Annotated in this window: 19 protein-coding genes; 10 read left to right on the top strand and 9 right to left on the bottom strand. The window is 58.1% G+C overall.

The window, feature by feature from the left end; translation table 11 throughout:
• Nucleotides 1-82: 82 nt before the first annotated feature.
• The 6 genes from HMPREF3096_RS05925 (at nucleotide 83) to ghrB (ending at nucleotide 6,046) form a co-directional block, all read left to right on the top strand.
• Complete coding sequence (locus tag HMPREF3096_RS05925) at nucleotides 83-745, top strand: OmpA family lipoprotein (RefSeq protein ID WP_002921917.1); 663 nt, start codon at nucleotides 83-85, stop codon at nucleotides 743-745.
• A gap of 103 nt (nucleotides 746-848) precedes the next feature.
• Complete coding sequence (locus HMPREF3096_RS05920; RefSeq protein ID WP_008806891.1) at nucleotides 849-1,865, top strand: LacI family DNA-binding transcriptional regulator; 1,017 nt, start codon at nucleotides 849-851, stop codon at nucleotides 1,863-1,865.
• A gap of 111 nt (nucleotides 1,866-1,976) precedes the next feature.
• Nucleotides 1,977-2,726: a sugar phosphate isomerase/epimerase family protein gene (locus HMPREF3096_RS05915; protein WP_008806890.1), complete on the top strand. Its 750-nt coding sequence runs from the start codon at nucleotides 1,977-1,979 to the stop codon at nucleotides 2,724-2,726.
• A gap of 3 nt (nucleotides 2,727-2,729) precedes the next feature.
• Nucleotides 2,730-3,665 (top strand): sugar kinase, encoded by a 936-nt coding sequence (locus HMPREF3096_RS05910; RefSeq protein WP_008806889.1) that lies wholly within the window; start codon nucleotides 2,730-2,732, stop codon nucleotides 3,663-3,665.
• A gap of 104 nt (nucleotides 3,666-3,769) precedes the next feature.
• Nucleotides 3,770-5,050 carry an MFS transporter gene (locus HMPREF3096_RS05905; RefSeq protein WP_008806888.1) on the top strand — a complete coding sequence of 427 codons (1,281 nt, stop codon included), beginning with the start codon at nucleotides 3,770-3,772 and terminating at the stop codon, nucleotides 5,048-5,050.
• Nucleotides 5,051-5,074: 24 nt separating this feature from the next.
• On the top strand, nucleotides 5,075-6,046 hold the full coding sequence (gene ghrB, locus HMPREF3096_RS05900) for a glyoxylate/hydroxypyruvate reductase GhrB (protein ID WP_012540338.1): 972 nt from the start codon (nucleotides 5,075-5,077) through the stop codon (nucleotides 6,044-6,046).
• 108 nt (nucleotides 6,047-6,154) lie between these two features.
• Here ghrB and HMPREF3096_RS05895 read toward each other — a convergent pair whose 3' ends face one another.
• Entirely contained in the window at nucleotides 6,155-6,865 is a 711-nt protein-coding gene (locus HMPREF3096_RS05895) for a DUF3053 domain-containing protein (RefSeq protein ID WP_012540337.1), read from the bottom strand.
• Nucleotides 6,866-7,306: 441 nt separating this feature from the next.
• Between HMPREF3096_RS05895 and HMPREF3096_RS05890 the strand changes: the two genes are divergently transcribed.
• The 3 genes from HMPREF3096_RS05890 (at nucleotide 7,307) to cspA (ending at nucleotide 9,664) form a co-directional block, all read left to right on the top strand.
• Nucleotides 7,307-8,662, top strand: a complete 1,356-nt coding sequence (locus tag HMPREF3096_RS05890; protein ID WP_008806885.1) for an MFS transporter — start codon at nucleotides 7,307-7,309, stop codon at nucleotides 8,660-8,662.
• Nucleotides 8,663-8,907: 245 nt separating this feature from the next.
• Nucleotides 8,908-9,198, top strand: coding sequence for an HTH-type transcriptional regulator (locus HMPREF3096_RS05885; RefSeq protein ID WP_002921931.1), 291 nt, complete (start codon nucleotides 8,908-8,910; stop codon nucleotides 9,196-9,198).
• A 253-nt stretch (nucleotides 9,199-9,451) separates the two neighbouring features.
• The gene (cspA, locus tag HMPREF3096_RS05880) at nucleotides 9,452-9,664 is read left to right on the top strand and encodes a transcription antiterminator/RNA stability regulator CspE (RefSeq protein ID WP_000014594.1); all 213 of its coding nucleotides are present in this window, start codon (nucleotides 9,452-9,454) and stop codon (nucleotides 9,662-9,664) included.
• A gap of 98 nt (nucleotides 9,665-9,762) precedes the next feature.
• Here the strand turns inward: cspA and HMPREF3096_RS05875 are convergent, their stop codons facing one another.
• The 5 genes from HMPREF3096_RS05875 to HMPREF3096_RS05855 form a co-directional block, all read right to left on the bottom strand.
• A complete protein-coding gene (locus tag HMPREF3096_RS05875; protein ID WP_032731448.1) occupies nucleotides 9,763-11,382 on the bottom strand; it encodes an ATP-binding cassette domain-containing protein in 1,620 nt (539 codons plus the stop codon).
• A gap of 301 nt (nucleotides 11,383-11,683) precedes the next feature.
• Complete coding sequence (gene hokA / locus HMPREF3096_RS05870; RefSeq protein ID WP_032731451.1) at nucleotides 11,684-11,836, bottom strand: type I toxin-antitoxin system toxin HokA; 153 nt, start codon at nucleotides 11,834-11,836, stop codon at nucleotides 11,684-11,686.
• A 326-nt stretch (nucleotides 11,837-12,162) separates the two neighbouring features.
• Nucleotides 12,163-14,232: a glycine--tRNA ligase subunit beta gene (gene glyS / locus HMPREF3096_RS05865; RefSeq protein ID WP_012967074.1), complete on the bottom strand. Its 2,070-nt coding sequence runs from the start codon at nucleotides 14,230-14,232 to the stop codon at nucleotides 12,163-12,165.
• Nucleotides 14,233-14,241: 9 nt separating this feature from the next.
• Complete coding sequence (glyQ, locus tag HMPREF3096_RS05860) at nucleotides 14,242-15,153, bottom strand: glycine--tRNA ligase subunit alpha (RefSeq protein WP_004205014.1); 912 nt, start codon at nucleotides 15,151-15,153, stop codon at nucleotides 14,242-14,244.
• Nucleotides 15,154-15,280: 127 nt separating this feature from the next.
• Nucleotides 15,281-15,580, bottom strand: a complete 300-nt coding sequence (locus HMPREF3096_RS05855; protein ID WP_077598891.1) for a YsaB family lipoprotein — start codon at nucleotides 15,578-15,580, stop codon at nucleotides 15,281-15,283.
• Between the two features lie 179 nt (nucleotides 15,581-15,759).
• On the opposite strand from HMPREF3096_RS05855, the gene HMPREF3096_RS05850 reads away from it, so the two are divergent.
• Complete coding sequence (locus HMPREF3096_RS05850; protein ID WP_032731454.1) at nucleotides 15,760-16,755, top strand: acyltransferase; 996 nt, start codon at nucleotides 15,760-15,762, stop codon at nucleotides 16,753-16,755.
• Nucleotides 16,756-16,781: 26 nt separating this feature from the next.
• Here the strand turns inward: HMPREF3096_RS05850 and yiaA are convergent, their stop codons facing one another.
• From yiaA to xylB, 3 genes are all read right to left on the bottom strand, one after another.
• The gene (gene yiaA / locus HMPREF3096_RS05845) at nucleotides 16,782-17,228 is read right to left on the bottom strand and encodes an inner membrane protein YiaA (RefSeq protein ID WP_162493229.1); all 447 of its coding nucleotides are present in this window, start codon (nucleotides 17,226-17,228) and stop codon (nucleotides 16,782-16,784) included.
• Nucleotides 17,229-17,259: 31 nt separating this feature from the next.
• Nucleotides 17,260-17,631: an inner membrane protein YiaB gene (yiaB, locus tag HMPREF3096_RS05840; protein WP_008806878.1), complete on the bottom strand. Its 372-nt coding sequence runs from the start codon at nucleotides 17,629-17,631 to the stop codon at nucleotides 17,260-17,262.
• 168 nt (nucleotides 17,632-17,799) lie between these two features.
• Nucleotides 17,800-19,254 (bottom strand): xylulokinase, encoded by a 1,455-nt coding sequence (gene xylB / locus HMPREF3096_RS05835; RefSeq protein WP_032731459.1) that lies wholly within the window; start codon nucleotides 19,252-19,254, stop codon nucleotides 17,800-17,802.
• Nucleotides 19,255-19,302: the final 48 nt, after the last annotated feature.

Raw genomic sequence — 19,302 nt, 5'->3', positions numbered from 1 at the left:
GGGGAATTTTCTACGTAATCACGCGTCATAATCAACCGTCACGTTCGCTGTGACAAAGAATAAAAAGGATTAAGGACATTAAATGAAAAAACGCGTACTTATGATTGCGGCGCTGGTCAGCGGCACTCTGGCCATTTCTGGCTGCACCACCAACCCCTATACCGGTGAACGTGAAGCAGGTAAATCCGGTATTGGCGCAGGTATTGGCTCCTTAGTGGGCGCTGGCGTCGGCGCGCTCTCCTCTTCCAAACATGACCGCGGCAAAGGCGCGCTGATTGGCGCAGCGGCCGGCGCGGCGCTCGGCGGCGGCATTGGTTACTACATGGACGTGCAGGAAGCGAAGCTGCGCGACAAAATGCAGGGAACCGGGGTCAGCGTGACGCGAAATGGCGACAATATCGTGCTGAACATGCCGAATAACGTCACCTTCGACAGCAATAGCGCCAACCTGAAGCCGGCCGGCGCCAACACCCTGACCGGCGTGGCCATGGTGCTGAAAGAGTACGAGAAAACCGCTGTTAACGTCGTCGGCTACACCGACAGCACCGGCAGCAAGGATCTGAATATGCGTCTGTCGCAACAGCGTGCAGACAGCGTCGCCAGCGCGCTGATCACTCAGGGCGTGGCGGCCAATCGCATTCGCACCACCGGCATGGGGCCGGCGAATCCTATCGCCAGCAACAGCACGGCGGAAGGCAAAGCGCAGAACCGTCGCGTGGAAATTACCCTCAGCCCGCTGCAATAAGCGCATCCTCATGTCGCCCGGCAGCCGCTCTGCCGGGCAAAATGCTTGATATCGCTATTTTTCGCGCTAAGGTGTTGGCAGATTTTCAGCAAAGGAAGCCACCATGGCGAAAGCGGCGCGTGCAACTATCAGCGATGTGGCGAAAGCCGCAAAGACCGGCAAAACCAGCATTTCACGTTATCTTAACGGCGAGAAGCATCTGCTTTCCGACGATCTGTTATCACGTATTGAAAAAGCCATTGCCGAACTCGACTACCGCCCCAGCCTGATGGCCCGCGGCCTCAAGCACGGCCGAACCCGCCTTATTGGCCTGATCATCGCCGATATCACCAACCCCTACTCGGTCAATGTCATGAGCGGCATTGAAGCGGCCTGCCGGGAAAAAGGCTTCACCCTGCTGGTGTGTAATACCAATAACGAGCTGGATCAGGAACTGCACTACCTGGACCTGCTGCGCAGCTACCAGGTGGAAGGCATCGTGGTCAACGCAGTCGGTATGCGGGAGGATGGCCTGAACCGCCTGCAGCAGTCGGCCCTGCCGATGGTGCTGATTGACCGTAAAATCCCCGACTTCGCCTGCGATGTGGTCGGGCTTGATAACGCCCAGGCCGCCACCACCGCCACCGAACACCTGGTGGAGAAAGGGTTTGAGGCCATCCTGTTTCTCAGCGAACCGCTGGGCTCGGTGAATACCCGCCGCGAGCGTCTGAGCGCTTTTCGCGCTACCCTCACTCGTCACCACGGCGTGGTGGCTGAAAACGCCGAAGTGCAGCTCAACGACGGCGCGATGATGGACAACGTCCTGCGCCAGTTCCACGCCCGTCACCGCGGGATGCGCAAAGCGGTCATCTCCGCCAACGGCGCCCTGACGCTGCAGGTGGCCCGCGCTCTGAAGCGCGTCGGCCTGATCTGGGGGAGCGATATCGGCCTGCTGGGCTTCGACGAACTGGAGTGGGCGGAGCTGGCTGGCGTCGGTATTACCACCCTCAAACAGCCGACGTGGCAGATCGGCTACGCCGCGGTCGAACAGGTGATTCGGCGCATTGCCGGCACTAACGACCCCATCCGCGAGCGGGTCTTCTCCGGCGAGCTTATCGTCCGCGGATCAACCTCTCGTTAACGATCCTTCGTGATGCCGATCATAAATTAAACATCTCGCCCTTTCTTATGGAACCGATACCATCTAGCGTATTAAGGAGATTAAGCAACAAACGCCGGGAGTAAGAGCGCGATGGCCAGAAAAATTATTGTCGTTACCGCTGCGTATGGTAATGACCATGTTAAATCCTTAGGCGGCCAGGCCGCTGTCCTGCCGTTCATCGCCGACGCCGGTGCGGACGGTGTCGAAATCCGCCGCGAGCTGTGCAGCGCGGAAGAGCTCAACGCTCTGCCGTCGCTGGCGGCCACCATTGAGCGCCACGGCCTGCTGGCCTGCTACTCCGCGCCGCAGGCGCTGTTCGCCGATAACGGCGAGCTCAACCCGGAACTCCCGGCGCTGCTCGCGGAAGCGCAAACCCTTAACGCCCTGTGGCTAAAGCTCTCCCTTGGCCATTTCCTTCACAATCAGCAGTTGGATGAGCTGCGCGAGATCCTCCGCGACAGCGGCATGGCGTTGGTGGTAGAGAATGACCAGACCGACTGCGGCCAGCTGGCGCCGATGCAGCGCTTCAAAGCCGCCTGCAGGGTCCATCAGTTGCCGGTCACCTTAACGTTTGATATGGGCAACTGGCTGTGGGTCGGCGACTCGCCGGAAGAGGCGGCACGCCACCTTGCGCCGGCGGTCAGCTATATTCATGTGAAAGCGGCGGAGCCTCATCATGAGAAATTCCGCGCGGTACCGCCGGATCAGGCCGCCGATCGCTGGCTGGCCCTGCTCGATAATCTTCCTGCCGACGCGCCGCGTGGAATCGAGTTCCCGCTGACTGGCCATGACCTGACGGCCGTGACCCGCCGCTACGTCAACCTGTTACGCGAGGATTAAGCCGTGGAAAATTTAGATGTCATCACCATCGGCGAAGCCATGGCCATGTTTGTCGCCACCGAAACCGGCGATCTGGCCGAGGTGGAGCATTTCATGAAGCGTGTCGCCGGCGCCGAACTGAACGTCGCCACCGGCCTGGCGCGCCTGGGTCTGAAGGTCGGCTGGGTCAGCCGCGTCGGCAACGACAGCTTTGGCCGCTTCGTACTGCAATCGCTGGCGAAAGAGGGGATCGATAGCCACGCTGTCGCCATCGACAACCGCTTCGCTACCGGTTTCCAGATGAAATCGAAAGTCGAAAATGGAACCGATCCCATTGTGGAGTATTTCCGCAAAGGCTCTGCCGCCAGCCATCTGTCGCCGGACGATTTTCGCGCCGACTACTTCACCAGCGCCCGCCATCTGCACCTGAGCGGCGTGGCCGCCGCGCTCTCTGAAAGCTCATATGCGCTGCTGGAGCATGCGGCGAAGGTGATGAAAGCCGAGGGAAAAACCCTCTCTTTCGACCCTAATCTGCGCCCGGTGCTGTGGAAAAGCGAAGCCGAGATGGTGGAGAAACTCAACCGTCTCGCCTTCCAGGCTGACTGGGTTTTGCCAGGCTTAAAAGAGGGCGTGATTCTCACCGGCCAGCAGACCCCGGAAGGGATCGCCGATTTTTATCTCTCCCGCGGCGTCAAGGCGGTAGTCATTAAAACCGGCTGCGACGGCGCCTGGTTCAAGAGCGCCAGCGGCGAACAGGGAACGGTTGATGCCATTAAAGTCGAAAACGTCGTCGATACCGTCGGCGCCGGCGACGGCTTTGCCGTCGGGGTGATTAGCGCCCTGCTGGAAGGCAAAACCCTGCTTCAGGCGGTGAACCGTGGCAATAAAATCGGTTCGCTGGCGATTCAGGTCCAGGGCGACAGCGAGGGGCTCCCCACCCGCGATGCGCTGGGCGAATAACATTTATACGCAACAATAACAGCCGTCCTGTACCCTACCTGCAGCGCGGCACAGCAGCGTCCGTTTCGACGGACGGATGTCACCTCATTGACAGAGGCAAGCCTATGAATAGCTCAACAAATGCAACGAAACGCTGGTGGTACATCATGCCTATCGTGTTTATCACGTATAGCCTGGCGTACCTCGACCGTGCCAACTTCAGCTTCGCCTCCGCGGCAGGCATTACCGAAGACCTGGGCATCACCAAGGGGATCTCCTCCCTGCTGGGGGCCCTGTTCTTCCTCGGCTACTTCTTCTTCCAGATCCCCGGCGCTATCTATGCGGAGCGCCGCAGCGTTCGCAAACTGATCTTTATCTGCCTGATCCTCTGGGGCGGCTGCGCCTCGCTGACCGGTGTTGTGCATAATATCCCGGCGCTGGCGGCCATTCGCTTTATCCTCGGCGTCGTCGAAGCGGCGGTGATGCCGGCGATGCTGATCTATATCAGCAACTGGTTCACCAAATCAGAGCGCTCTCGCGCCAACACCTTCCTGATCCTCGGTAACCCGGTGACGGTCCTGTGGATGTCGGTGGTCTCCGGCTACCTGATTCAGGCCTTCGGCTGGCGGGAAATGTTCATCATCGAAGGGGTGCCGGCAGTGATCTGGGCCTTCTGCTGGTGGGTGCTAGTAAAAGACAAACCGTCGCAGGTTAACTGGCTGGCGGAGAGTGAAAAAGCCGCGCTGCAGGAACAACTGGATCGTGAACAGCAGGGCATCAAAGCGGTGCGTAACTATGGCGAAGCCTTCCGCTCCCGCAACGTGATCCTGCTCTGCGCGCAGTACTTTGCCTGGAGTATCGGCGTGTACGGTTTTGTACTGTGGCTGCCGTCGATTATCCGCAGCGGCGGTGAAAATATGGGGATGGTGGAAGTGGGCTGGCTCTCTTCTGTTCCCTATCTGGCGGCGACTATCGCCATGATCGTGGTCTCCTGGGCGTCCGATAAAATGCAGAACCGTAAGCTGTTCGTCTGGCCGCTGCTGCTGATTGGCGGACTGGCCTTCATCGGCTCCTGGGCGGTCGGCGCCAACCACTTCTGGGTGTCTTATACCCTGCTGGTGGTGGCCGGTGCGGCAATGTATGCGCCTTACGGCCCCTTCTTCGCCATTATTCCGGAAATGCTGCCGCGCAATGTCGCCGGGGGCGCCATGGCGCTGATCAACAGTATGGGCGCCCTGGGCTCCTTCTGCGGCTCGTGGTTTGTCGGCTACCTGAACGGTGCCACCGGCAGCCCCGCAGCCTCCTATATTTTTATGGGGGTGGCGCTTTTCGCCTCAGTATTGCTGACTTTGATTGTTAAGCCTGCTAATAATCAAAACATTCCGCTTGGCGCTCACCACGCCTGAACTATTTCTACTACGGAGATTCGCATGAAGCCGTCTGTCATTCTCTATAAAACGCTTCCCGACGACCTGCTACAGCGCCTGGAGGAGCACTTTTCCGTCACTCAGGTAAAAAACCTGCGGCCGGAGACCGTTTCGCAGCATGCAGAGGCCTTCGCCCAGGCTGAAGGCCTCCTGGGCTCCAGCGAAAAGGTTGACGCCGCGCTGCTGGAGAAGATGCCGAAACTGCGTGCGACCTCTACCGTTTCCGTTGGCTATGACAACTTTGACGTCGAGGCGCTGAACGCTCGCCGGGTGCTGCTGATGCATACCCCGACCGTACTGACCGAGACCGTCGCCGATACGGTCATGGCGCTGGTGCTGAGCACCGCGCGCCGGGTAGTGGAAGTGGCGGAGCGCGTCAAAGCGGGCGAGTGGACGAAGAGCATTGGCCCGGACTGGTTCGGCAGCGACGTGCACCATAAAACCTTAGGTATCGTCGGCATGGGCCGCATCGGTATGGCGCTGGCGCAGCGCGCCCACTTCGGGTTCGGCATGCCGATCCTGTATAACGCGCGCCGCCAGCATCCGCAGGCGGAAGAGCGCTTCAACGCCCGCTATTGCGATCTCGATACCCTGCTGCAGGAAGCCGATTTCGTCTGCTTGATCCTGCCCCTGAGCGAAGAGACCCATCATCTGTTCGGTCAGGCGCAGTTTGCCAAAATGAAATCTTCCGCCATCTTCATTAACGCCGGACGTGGCCCGGTGGTGGACGAGCAGGCGCTGATCGCTGCTCTGCAGGCGGGTGAAATTCATGCTGCCGGCCTTGATGTCTTCGAACACGAACCGCTGGCAAAAGACTCGCCGCTGTTAACCCTACCAAACGTTGTCGCGCTGCCGCATATCGGCTCTGCCACCCATGAGACGCGCTACAACATGGCGGCCTGCGCGGTGGACAACCTGATCGATGCCCTGAACGGTAATGTAGAGAAAAACTGCGTTAACCCGCAGGTCAAATAAGCCATAAAAAAACCCGGGTAGCGGCGGCAATCGCCCTCCCCGGGTTCTTTTTGCATCTTATCCATCATCCTGCTCGTTCGCCGCAGCCAACGTCAGCCAGATGAGACATTAACGGGTGGCGTTCACCGCTGCCGTCCATGCCTGATTAAACGCCTGATGCTGCGCCGCCAGCGGCCCAATCAGCGCATTGTACTGGCTGGCCTGCTGCGAGGTGGGGAACTGAATGCCGTTGGCCACAAAGCTCACCTGGGTCCCCTGCTGAGCGACAAAATCCCCCACCTGAACCAGCTGCTGGGTAAAGATTTGCGCGGCCGGGATCAGCGGCTGCAGCGCGTCAGCTGGCGCGGTCACCACCTTGGCGTAAACCTGATCGAAGACCGGCTTAAGATCGTCAGCCTGCTTCAGAGCGCTATGCGCGGCATCGGCCTGCATTTTCGCATTCTGCAGCTGCTGGCTGAGCACGCCCAGCGCGCCGTTCGCCTGACGCAGCGGCTCACGCTGGGTCATATAGTCCTGCGGGACGCGGATAGCATTGACGCTGTCCACCACCGGGCGCAGACCAGCGTCCATCGCCTGGCTCACCTGCTGCGAGTAACCGTAGATCACCGCGTAGTCAGAGACAAAAGGCCCAAACTGTTTTTTCTGATCGGCGGTCAGCGTCGGCAGACGTTCACCGCTACGCATCGCCGTATTCTGCAGGAAGTCGATAAACGCTTTGCGCTGATCGCCTTCTTTATCAAAACACCCACTCAGGCTAACCACCATCAATAAGGCCGCCATAGCCGCAAACCAGCGAGAGCAGGACTTTCCTGTCGCCATTTTTTTACTCCTTTCAGCCAAAAAAAGCGCACAACGACACACACGTGCCAGACGCTGACAAGGATAGTCCAGCTCGGCCTCGCAGGATACCCTTTACTGCTAATCTTACGCAGGAAAAACGCCATTTCGCACGCCATCGTCGCGGTGTAGAACGTCTGTTATGCACATCACAAATATAGTCATCACATTCTGCGAGCGAAGTTTATATAACCATCTGATTTTTATGGCACTAAAAAAGTTTCCGTACGACGTGGCGTCCTAAAACGGACGATAATCGCACGCTTTGGCGCGCGCCTGCATTGCCTGCCCCCCACTTCAATGATTTGATGAATGAGCGATTAACGGCGATACGTTCGATTATCGCACAAATCAAACTCAATGACGCGAGGACGACGATAAAAACAGACCTCTGTCCCTCGCTCAGTCTGCCAGGAAAGCCGTATGACTAAGACAACCATCGACATTCAGGCCTTTATCAACGAGCACCCCTTCACCCGCTACCAGTGGATGATCCTTGCGCTCTGCTTTATCACCGTCGCGATGGACGGATTCGACACCGCGATCATCGGATTTATCGCCTCCGACCTGGTACAGGAATGGGGCGTGGAAAAATCGGCGCTCGGCCCGGTGATGAGCGCCGCGCTGGTGGGCCTGGCGGTCGGCGCCTTAACCGCGGGGCCGCTGGCTGACCGCATCGGCCGCAAAAAAGTGCTGATTATGTCGATCGTGGTGTTCGGCGGATTCAGCCTGCTTACCGCCTTCGCCACCAGCCTTAATCAGCTGACGCTGCTGCGTTTCCTGACCGGTCTCGGGCTCGGCGCGGCGATGCCGAATGCGGCCACCCTGATGAGCGAATATGCGCCGGAGCGCCGTCGGGCGCTGCTGGTGAACCTGATGTTCGTCGGCTTTCCGATGGGATCATCGCTGGGTGGCTTTTTATCCGCCTGGATGATCCCGCACTATGGCTGGCAGAGTGTGCTGGTGCTGGGCGGCGTGATGCCCCTCCTGCTGGCCGTAGCGTTAATTTTTCTGCTGCCGGAGTCTGCCCGCTATCTGGTGGTGAAGCAGCAGCCGGCGCAGCGCATTGCCGCCATCCTGAAACGCATCGCGCCGCTGCCGGAGGCGGTGGAATTTGAGCTGCGCGAAGCAGGCCAGGTGAAAGAGAAATCGGCCATCGGCGTCATTTTCTCCCCACGCTACGCGGTGGGTACCGTGATGTTGTGCCTGACCTACTTTATGGGCCTGCTGATTTTCTACCTCCTGACCAGCTGGCTGCCGCTGCTGATCCGCGAAACCGGCGCCTCGATGAGTCAGGCCTCCATCATCACCGCCCTGTTCCCGCTGGGCGGCGGGATTGGCGTACTGATCCTTGGCGCCCTGATGGACAAGATCAATCCCAACAAGGTGGTGGCCGTCGGCTGGTTGCTGACCGGCGTTTGCGTCTGCCTGGTGGGTTTCTCCACCAGCAGCCTGGTGCTGATGGGGGTGATGGTGTTTATCGCCGGTAGTATTATGAATGGCGCGCAGTCGTCGATGCCCGCGCTGGCGGCAGGCTTCTACCCGACGCAGGGGCGCGCCACCGGCGTCGCCTGGATGCTGGGTATCGGCCGCTTCGGCGGGATCCTCGGCGCATTCAGCGGCGCCTTCCTGATGCAGGCGCAGCTCTCCTTTGAAACCATCTTCACTCTGCTGGCCATCCCGGCGTTCCTGTCAGCCCTCGCGCTGCTGATCAAATACCGGGTCAGTAAATCCGCGCCGGCGACGAAAGACGACGCGAGAGGTCTGCAGAAAGCCTGATTGTTAAGCCGGCGGCCCGCGCCGGCTTTGCCGCTTTTTTCTTATCCGTTTACAAAAATTTTCGAAGCCATCTCATCGCGTTAGTAATCATTCTCTTAGGCTCCACTGCCGTTTGGCTGCCGGGGCCGATTCGATAGCCTGTTGGCAAATAATCACGGACGTTACCATCCGCTGCACGATTTTCTGACTATTCTTAAAGAGCTTTATAAAAAATCTCTTCCGCTGTGTGATAAAAGGAGTTCTCAATGGAATATAAAGATCCCGTGTTTGAACTGCTGAGCAGCCTGGAACACATCGTATTTAAGGATGATAATCAGAAACTTACCTCAAACCGTAAGTCCACTGTGTTTAGTGAATTTGAGCAACTGCGTAAAGGCACTGGACTTAAGATTGACGACTTTGCCAACGTCATGGGCGTGAGCGTCGCCATGGTAAGAGAGTGGGAGTCGAGACGGGTTAGACCGTCTCCCACCGAGCTGAAATTGATGCGCCTGATTCAGGCCAATCCACAGCTTTCACGACAGTTACTCGATTAATCCAGCGCGCAGCGGCATGGGTCAGTAAGGGGGCTTTTGCCGCTGCACCGTAAAAAAAAAGTTTGCTATCAGGTGCTGAACGTGCGTTAATGCTCGCAGGTTTGATGTACAGACCACAGAGCAGTCGAATAGAGCAGTCCTTCTAAGGTTATCCAAAGATACCCCCGTAGTGAACTTTCCCTTTATCGCTTTAAATCTGTAGTCCAGACCGCTACGCCGCAAGGCTCACTTATTTTTTTAAAGGTAATTCACTATGTCCGGTAAAATGACTGGTATCGTAAAATGGTTCAACGCTGACAAAGGCTTCGGCTTCATCACTCCTGACGATGGCTCTAAAGACGTGTTCGTACACTTCTCTGCTATCCAGAACGATGGCTACAAATCCCTGGACGAAGGTCAGAAAGTTTCCTTCACCATCGAAAGCGGCGCTAAAGGCCCGGCAGCTGGCAACGTAACTTCTCTGTAAGTTCAAGCCGCTAAGAATCGAGAATCCCTGCCTGATGGCGGGGATTTTTTTTATCTGTCGCCAACAGCCGCCAGCATACGATGGCGGCTGTTGGGCATTCAGAGCAGGGAAAAGTGCCAGCCCGTCTCCCGCCACGCCAGGCTATGGGTCAGCTTCAGACCGTGTAAAAAAGCCTCATCATGTGACACCACCAGCATCGCGCCTGGAAACGCCGCCAGCGCGCTTTCAATAGCCTGTGTCGATGCTAAATCGAGATGGTTGGTCGGCTCATCCAGCAAAAGCAGCTGAGCGGGATCGCGTCGCCAGAGCACGCACGCCAGGGCCGCTTTCAGACGCTCGCCGCCGCTGAGCGTCGCCAGCGACAGAGTGACCTTATCCGCGCCAAGCTGGAGCTGCGCCAGACGGGTGCGCAGAAGGCCCTCATCCAGCGGGGTATCGTCCAGGCTCAGGTGCGCCATGACCGATAACGACAGATCCAGCTGCGTCAGATGTTGATCCAGATAAGCCGCGCTCACCGACAGCCGGACATCGCCTGAGACGGCCTGCTCCAGCCCCAGCAGCGTTTTCAGCAAAGTGGTTTTGCCACAGCCGTTCGGTCCCTTTAGCGCAATACGCATCGGACCATCCATACGCCAGTCCAGCGGCGCAGCGGGTGAATGGGCGAGCTGCAATGCTTCCACCACCAGAACCTGCTTGCCGGCGGCCACTTCGCTACCCGGCAGGGTGAACATCACCGGATTGTCGTCTTCTACCCGCTCCCGTGCCTGCTGCACGGCGGCATTCAGACTGCTGTTCTGTTCACGATGCTGACGGCGCAGCGTTCCCGGGCGCTCTTTTGCCGCACCTTTGTACTTCACACGTTCAAACGAGGCGATATTTAGCGTATCAACGGTCCGCAGCGTCTGAGCCGAGCGCCGCTGGGCGGCGTCATGCTCCTTTTGCATTCGCGCGCGGGTGCGCCGTCGCTCGGTCACAGCATGCTCCAGCGCCGCGCGCGCAGCCTGCTGCTCCGCCATACGCTGGCGCTGATATTCATCATAGTTGCCGCCGTAGCTGCGCAGCGCCGTCGGCGTCAGCTCAATAATCCTCGGCATCCGCGTCAGTAACTCGCGGTCGTGGCTGGCGATCAGAGCCCCACCCTGCCAGCTTTCCAGTTGGTGATAGAGCCACTCCCGCCCCTGGCGGTCCAGATGGTTGGTGGGCTCATCCAGCAGCAGATAATCGGCGCCGGAGACAAAGGCGCCGCACAGCAGAGCCTTCATCCGCTCGCCGCCGCTGAGTGAAAAAACGGGACGATCGGCAGAGAACGGCGGGAGATCGGCTTCACGGAAAGCTAAACTCAGGCGATCGGGGAGATCCCAGTGGCCATCCAATAGATCGAAATCGGCAGCCAGCACTTGACCCTGTTCAAGGCGAGACAAGGCATCAAATATCGGCGCATAGCCCAGCAGCGCCGCGAGGGTCATCTCTGGCGTGACGTTCGGCTGCTGCGCCACCCAGGCAATGGAAGCCGCGCGTTCAATATGACCGTCGGCGGGGGAATCCAGACCGGCCAGCAGACGTAGCAGACACGTCTTGCCGACGCCGTTCCGGCCGACCAGGCCGCAAAGCGACGATTCCAGCGATAAATTCAGCGGACCAAAAAGCGTATCTCCCGTCGCAAACTGACAGGTGACCTGATGTAAAACAAAAGCGGGGATGTGGGCGCAATGAGCCATAAGCACTCCTGAATGAAATCAATACTCCCCTACCCGCAACATCTGCGAGGTAAGGCGTGAAATTCATCAGTCGTGTTTGTTCATTTGTGGGGCGCGCTCCGGTGAGACGAGGAATTCGTCGGGGCATAGGATAGCCACACTCCGGTATGCGTTGCAAGCCTGTTTTATTCAACGATCGTGTAAAAATAAAAAGGCCTCCTGATATCAGGAGGCAAATGATTTATTTGGTGAACAATGAAAGGGTGCATTGAGAATGCCTGACACTGCAAGCATGGTGGGGATAGATCCCCACCAGATGCTCTTACTGTTTAATATCACAGGCTAAGAATGCCACCAGCTCAATATTTCCCTGCCTGACCTGTAATTCACATAGCGAATCACGAACCATCCAGGTCAATAATAAAATAGTGAAGCAAATCACTACTAAGCCAAACAACAGATACTTTTGCGGCATTCCTCGCCTCCAGTGTTGATTTTCAACAAGTAAGAGGCTACTCTTATGGTGTTCATGCATAGGGGAGCCTCACTTTGATTACTATCAGGTGGGGCTTTTCTCTGTCTGTCTCCCGCTGAATACCTGAGACACACAGTCTCAAGCACCCGCCGCCATTCTAGCGTAAATACCTCACGGAATTATGTTTATATATTCCTAAAACATTTCTTATCGATGAATGTAAATAATGAAGATATCAATGACAGAATTATTAACGGTTCATCTATTTATATTTCACGTATAAAAAAACCTGCCCTGAGGCAGGTCTTTTATTATTACCGATACGCTTACTGCAGCAGAGAAATATCCGCGACCTGCAGGAACAGTTCACGCAGTTTGGACAGCAGCGTCAGACGGTTGATGCGAACATCTTTGTCTTCAGCGTTAACCATCACGTTCTCGAAGAATTCATCCACCGGCTCGCGCAGCGCAGCCAGCTCGATCAGCGCATCCTGATAACGGCCTGCGGCGAAATACGGCTGCAGTTTGTCGCGCAGCACCACCAGATTGCCCGCCAGCTTGATTTCCGCCGCTTCTTTCAGCACTGAAGCGTGAACGATGTCGTTCAGCGTCTCGTCGGATTTCGCGAGGATGTTGGAGACACGTTTGTTTGCCGCCGCCAGCGCGGAGGACTCTTCCAGGGTACGGAAGTGCGATACGGCTTTCATGCGCGCATCAAAATCCGCCGGGCGGGTTGGACGACGCGCCAGTACCGCCTGGATCGTGTCGACGCCGTAACCTTCGTCCTGATACCAGGCGCGGAAGCGGCCCAGCATAAAGTCGATCACATCATCAACCACGTTGGCGTTGGTCAGCTTCTCACCGTACAGACGCACCGCTTCTTCGGTCAGCGTTTGCAGATCGAGATTCAGGTTCTTCTCAACGATGATACGCAGCACGCCCAGCGCGGCGCGGCGCAGCGCAAACGGGTCTTTATCGCCTTTCGGATGCTGCCCGATACCAAAGATACCCGCCAGGGTGTCCATCTTATCGGCAATCGCCACCGCGCAGGCAACCGGGTTAGACGGCAGCGCGTCGCCGGCAAAGCGTGGTTGATACTGCTCGTTCAGCGCTACGGCCACGTCTTCCGCTTCGCCGTCATGGCGCGCGTAGTGCATCCCCATCACGCCCTGGGTGTCGGTGAACTCGAAGACCATGTTGGTCATCAGGTCGCACTTGGACAGCAGGCCCGCGCGGGTCGCATGGTTCACGTCAGCGCCAATCTGCCCGGCAATCCAGCCCGCCAGCGCCTGGATGCGATCGGTCTTGTCGCGCAGGGTCCCAAGTTGCTGTTGGAACAGCACGGTTTCCAGACGCGGCAGGTTATCTTCCAGACGTTTTTTACGGTCGGTGTTGAAGAAGAATTCAGCATCGGCCAGACGCGGACGAACCACCTTCTCGTTACCGGAGATGATCTGCTGCGGATCTTTGGACTCGATGTTGGCTACGAAGATAAAGTTCGGCAGCAGTTTGCCGGCATTGTCGTAGACCGGGAAGTACTTCTGGTCGCCCTTCATGGTGTAAACCAGCGCTTCGGACGGCACCGCGAGGAATTTTTCTTCGAACTTCGCCGTCAGCACCACCGGCCATTCCACCAGCGAGGTGACTTCTTCCAGCAGGCTTTCGCTCAGATCGGCTTGACCGCCAATCTTACGCGCCGCTTCTTCCGCATCGGCTTTGATTTTGGCTTTACGCTGTTCGTAATCGGCGATGACTTTACCGCGCTCCAGCAGGATCTGCGGGTACTGGTCGGCATGATCGATAGTGAACTCCGGCTCACCCATAAAGCGATGCCCGCGAATCACGCGATCGGACGGAATACCGAGGATAGTGGCCGGGATCACTTTGTCACCCAGCAGCAAAGTCACCGTGTGAACCGGACGCACGAAGTGGACGTCAGACGCGCCCCAGCGCATCAGTTTCGGGATCGGCAGCTTCGCCAGCGAGCTGGCAATCATGTTCGGCAGCAGCGCTTCAGTGCTTTCGCCCTTTACATGGGCGCGATACAGCAGCCACTCGCCTTTGTCGGTGGTCAGACGTTCGGCCTGATCGACGGTGATACCGCAGCCGCGCGCCCAGCCTTCGGCCGCTTTGCTTGGCTTGCCTTCGGCATCGAACGCCTGGGCAATAGCCGGGCCGCGTTTTTCCACTTCGCGATCGGCTTGCGCCGCCGCCAGGTTGGCTACCTTCAGCGCCAGACGACGCGGGGCGGCAAACCATTCCACTTTACCGTGTGCGAGGCCGGCATTATCCAGCTCCGCGGTCACGTTCGCAGCAAAAGATTCCGCCAGGCTGCGCAGCGCTTTTGGTGGCAGCTCTTCAGTGCCGATTTCCACCAGAAAAGTATTCTCAGACATGGCCGCCTCTTATTTATTCTTGTTGCACATCGGGAAGCCGAGCGCTTCACGGGAAGCGTAGTACGCTTCCGCCACTGCTTTAGTCAGGGTGCGAATGCGCAGAATATAGCGCTGACGCTCGGTGACGGAGATGGCTTTACGCGCATCCAGCAGGTTAAAGCTGTGAGCCGCTTTCAAAATACGTTCATAGGCCGGCAGCGGCAGCGGGGTCTCCAGCGCCAGCAGCTGCTGGGCCTCTTTCTCATACTGCTCAAAGCAGGAGAACAGGAAGTCGACGTCGGCGTATTCGAAGTTATAGGTGGACTGCTCCACTTCATTCTGGTGGAACACGTCGCCGTAAGTGGTTTTACCCAGCGGGCCATCGCTCCAGACCAGGTCATAAACGCTGTCCACGCCTTGGATGTACATCGCCAGACGCTCCAGACCGTAGGTGATCTCGCCGGTCACCGGCTTACACTCGAGGCCGCCCACCTGCTGGAAGTAGGTGAACTGCGTCACTTCCATGCCGTTGAGCCACACTTCCCAACCCAGACCCCAGGCGCCCAGCGTCGGGTTTTCCCAGTTGTCTTCGACAAAACGAATATCGTGAATGGTCGGGTCCATACCCAGCTCTTTCAGCGATCCGAGGTACAGCTCCTGAATGTTGTCCGGAGAGGGCTTAATCACCACCTGGAACTGATAGTAGTGCTGTAAACGGTTCGGGTTTTCGCCATAGCGGCCATCGGTTGGACGACGGGAAGGCTGCACGTAGGCGGTCGCCATTGGCTCCGGCCCTAACGCGCGCAGGCAGGTCATCGGGTGAGAGGTGCCGGCGCCGACTTCCATGTCCAGTGGTTGAACAATGGTGCAGCCCTGACGAGCCCAGTAATCCTGTAAGGTCAGGATCAGGCCCTGGAAGGTCCTGGTATCAAACTTTTGCATATGATTTCGTGCTGGATACGTGTGGATTTAAAGGAAGGAGTCAGTATACCCGCTGGCTGCGAGATATACAGTACGAAACGGCGTTGTTTCAGGAAAACGGACGAAATTTACGCCAGCCGGGGTCGATTCAGCGCATCGAAAGATGCATAAACTGGCCGTCCGGGTCAAAGGAACAGATGAAACGCTCATTCTTGCCGGTCCGCCCCGAAAGCTCATAGCTCGCCTGGAATTGTTCAAAATGGTTCACGTCAACGAGCTGCGTTTGCGTGTTGTAGCGAATAGCGGCCTGATCCTTGCAAAGCTGGGCCATATTGAGCGTCGTTTGCGGGGTAATGCGTGCGCGCTGCGCTTTTTGCGCCGGGGGAGAAATGGTCTCGCTGCAGCCCGCGAGGAGCAGCACCAGCATAACGGAAACAACACCTTTCACCACGTACTCCTCCACCGCCTTGTTAGCAAGTTGTTATCGTAAAGATTCAGTATTACAGGTATTTTGCGAATATCATAAAACCGCGACAAGTCTGTGACCGAAAACTCAGACTAATCTATTGCGACACCGGGACATAAGGCGGGTCAGACCTTATTTCGCCAGCAGACTTTGAGGGACTGATGCAAGAAAAGATACACTGGATCACCAACCTGCGCGGTATCGCCTGCATGATGGTGGTGATGATCCACAGTACCAGTTGGTATATCACTCATCCGCATGCCATCACCCTTATGGAATGGGACATCGCCAATCTGCTCAATTCCGCCTCCCGCGTCAGCGTGCCGCTGTTTTTTATGATCTCGGGATACCTGTTTTTTGGCGAGCGCAGCGCCCAGCCGCGCCATTTCTGGCGAATTGGTTTGTGCATTGCGTTCTATAGCGCGCTGTCTCTGCTGTATATCGCGCTGTTTACCCATATCAACGTCGAGCTATCGTTAAAGAATTTGCTGCAGAAGCCCGTCTTCTACCACCTGTGGTTTTTCTTTGCTATCGCCGTCATCTACCTGCTCTCGCCGCTGATTCAGGTTAAGTCCGTCAGCGGTAAAATGCTGCTGGCGCTGATGGCGATCCTCGGTATTCTGGCCAACCCCAATATGGTCAGCGTCAAAGCCGCCGGGATTGAGTGGCTGCCAGTCAACCTCTATATCAACGGCGATACCTTTTATTACGTGCTCTACGGCGTGCTGGGCAGGGCCATTGGCACCCTGGACACCAATAAAAAATGGCTGACCCCGTTCTGCGCCGCGCTGTTCATCGCCGCCGTGTGGGTTATCTCCCGCGGCACGCTGCATGAGCTGCGCTGGCGCGGAGACTTTGGCGACACCTGGTATCTCTACTGCGGGCCGGCGGTGTTCGTTTGCGCGGTCGCCCTGCTGACGCTGGCCAAAAACTGGCTTAACGCGCGTCCCCTGCCCGGTATCGCCTGCATTGCGCGACATTCACTGGGGATCTACGGTTTCCATGCCCTGATAGTGCATGCGCTGCGCGCCAGCCATCTGGAGCTGTCCCGCTGGCCGCTGCTGGACATTGTGTGGATATTTAGCGCCGCCCTGCTCGGCAGCCTGCTGCTGTCAGGCCTGGTGCAGCGGATTGATAGCCGCCGGCTGGTCAGCTAACTGTCCGCCACCCGGAGGGGCCCGAGTTACGACTCAGGCCCCTCTTCCGTCACGCTGAGAGGTTCCCGTAAGCGCGTCGGGTCCCAGGCATCACGCACGTTTTTCTGCACCGCAACAGCGCCAAACAGGCTCAAAAAGTACGCCAGCCCATAGAACCCTTTCTCGCTGAGCAGCAGAGTGGCATTCCACAGTCCGATAACCAGCAGACCTACAGCGATAACGAAGACCACCAGGCAGGTGGTGTAGTACAGCGAGGTGGTCGGAATGGCTTCATACTTATCGCGCACCGTCTTTTGATAAGATGCCGCGGCAAACAGCCCCAGTACCAGGACAGCAAAATAATAGCCTTTCTCATTCAACTGCATATCGGCATTCCACAGCCCCACCAGATAGGTGACGATGCCGCCGATCAGGGCAATCCAGGAGATCAAATGAAACGCCGGAGAATACGTCGCGTGCTTGTTTTCCATCACTTTTTACCTTTTACGCGCCTCGGAGCGGCGCTTATTCCGTTTTTTGCATCGCCCGGGCGACGCGGGTCCGTTCGGGGGTTGCCGATGCGCCATATAAGCAGACAAACCATGCCGCGATATAGACGGCTTTTTCATGCCAGTCTGCCGGCACATACCAGGCGCCAACCAGCAGCAGGCCGACCGATAGCAGCAGCACCAGCCGACATAAGGCAATAAAGCCGTCGTCCTGTTCCTGCCACTGGCTGGCGCGCTGATGGGCGAGGACGGCAAACATCCCCATCACCAGTACGCCGAGAAAATAACCTTTACCGCTAAACAACGGGCAGGTTCGCCAGATACCGAGCAGATAAACCAGCGATCCTGCTGCCATCATCACCCTGGCAATATTGCGTTTTGTGTTCATCTCACCTCCCTGGTCGACAGGGGCTGATTATGACCGACTCCCCCGGCGATGCCGCAGGTTACGCACCGGAAAGCGGAGATTTCGGAATAAACAAATACGCTTTTTTGGATGGATGTAGCTGGGACATTCAGGGAGGGAATCCGCCCGGCGCTGCCGGACGGACTGAGGCTAAGACATCAGCGGTTTCAGCTGCTGATAAATCTGGCGGAAGGTTTCCCGCTGTGGCGCATAGTGGGCCACACGGCGATCGTCCGGGCGATGCGCTTGTTCAAGCGGCAGCGGCTTCAGCAGCCCGGCGCGGTCTGCCTCGTCGTGCACCGCCAGCTGCGCCAGCCGGGCCGCCCCCAGCGCCGGGCCGACATCGCCCCCGGTACGGTAATCGAGCTGCTGGCCGCTAATATCCGCCAGCATTTGCCGCCAGTAAGCGCTGCGCGCCCCGCCGCCGATAAGCGTGATGCTCTGCGGCTTGATGCCGCAGGCGTGTACCACGTCCATGCCATCCGCCAGCGCATAGCCCACTCCCTCCAGCACCGCCCGCGCCAGCTCTGCCGGCCCATGCTGATGCGTCAGGCCAAAAAAGACGCCCTTGGCCTGCGGGTTGTTGTGCGGCGTGCGTTCGCCCGACAGATAGGGCAGGAACCACACCGGACCGGCGCTTTCATCCGCCGTCTGCGCCGCCGCGATCAGCGCCGGCACGCTGGCCAGGCCGGTTAATTTCGCCGCCCAGTCCAGGCAGGAGGCCGCGCTGAGCATCACCGACATCAGATGCCAGCGGCCCGGCAGCGCATGGCAGAAGCTGTGCACCGCGCTTTCGGGTTTGCTGAGGAACCCTTCGCTGACGGCGAAGTAGACGCCTGAGGTGCCCAGCGACAGCATTGCCTGGCCGGCGTCGGCCATTCCGACCCCGACCGCGCCTGCGGCGTTGTCGCCGCCGCCGCCCACCACCAGCGCCTGCGGCATATTCCACGCCTGCGCCACCTCAGGTCGCAGTTGCCCGGTGACGTCGCTGCCTTCAAACAGCGCCGGCATCGCATCCCGACTGAGATCGCAGGCGGCGAGCATCTCATCGCTCCAGTCACGCCGGGCGACGTCCAGCCACATCGTACCGGCGGCGTCAGACATGTCGCTGGCAAGCTCGCCGGTCATGCGCAGGCGCAGATAGTCCTTCGGCAGCAGCACTTTATCGACCTGGTTGAACACCGCCGCCTCGTGGCGCTGCACCCAGAGTAACTTCGGCGCCGTAAAGCCCGGCATCATCAGGTTGCCGGTGATCTGCCGGGAAGCGCTGACTTTTTCCTCCAGCAGCTGGCACTCTTCGGCGCAGCGGCCGTCATTCCATAAAATGGCCGGACGCAGCACCTGTAACGATTTATCCAGCAACGTGGCGCCGTGCATCTGACCAGCGATGCCCAGCGCCTTCACGTCGCGCAGGCTATACTGCGCGCCCAGGGCTTTCATCGCCGTGTCTGTCGCCAGCCACCACTGTTCGGGATCTTGTTCCGACCACAGCGGATGCGGACGCGAGACGGTGAGTTTTTCGGTATGCGATGCCACTACCTCACCCTGCTCATTCAGCAGAATGGCTTTGACGCCCGATGTTCCCAGATCGATGCCGATATACATACTACCTCTCCTTAAACGCGCGCCACGGCTAAGCGTGGCGCGAACAGA

It is taken from the genome of Klebsiella sp. HMSC25G12, assembly GCF_001807705.1.
In the GTDB taxonomy this organism is placed as follows: domain Bacteria; phylum Pseudomonadota; class Gammaproteobacteria; order Enterobacterales; family Enterobacteriaceae; genus Klebsiella; species Klebsiella variicola.
The sequence above is the reverse complement of the archived record's forward strand: the minus strand, read 5'-3'. Positions and strand labels throughout refer to the sequence as shown.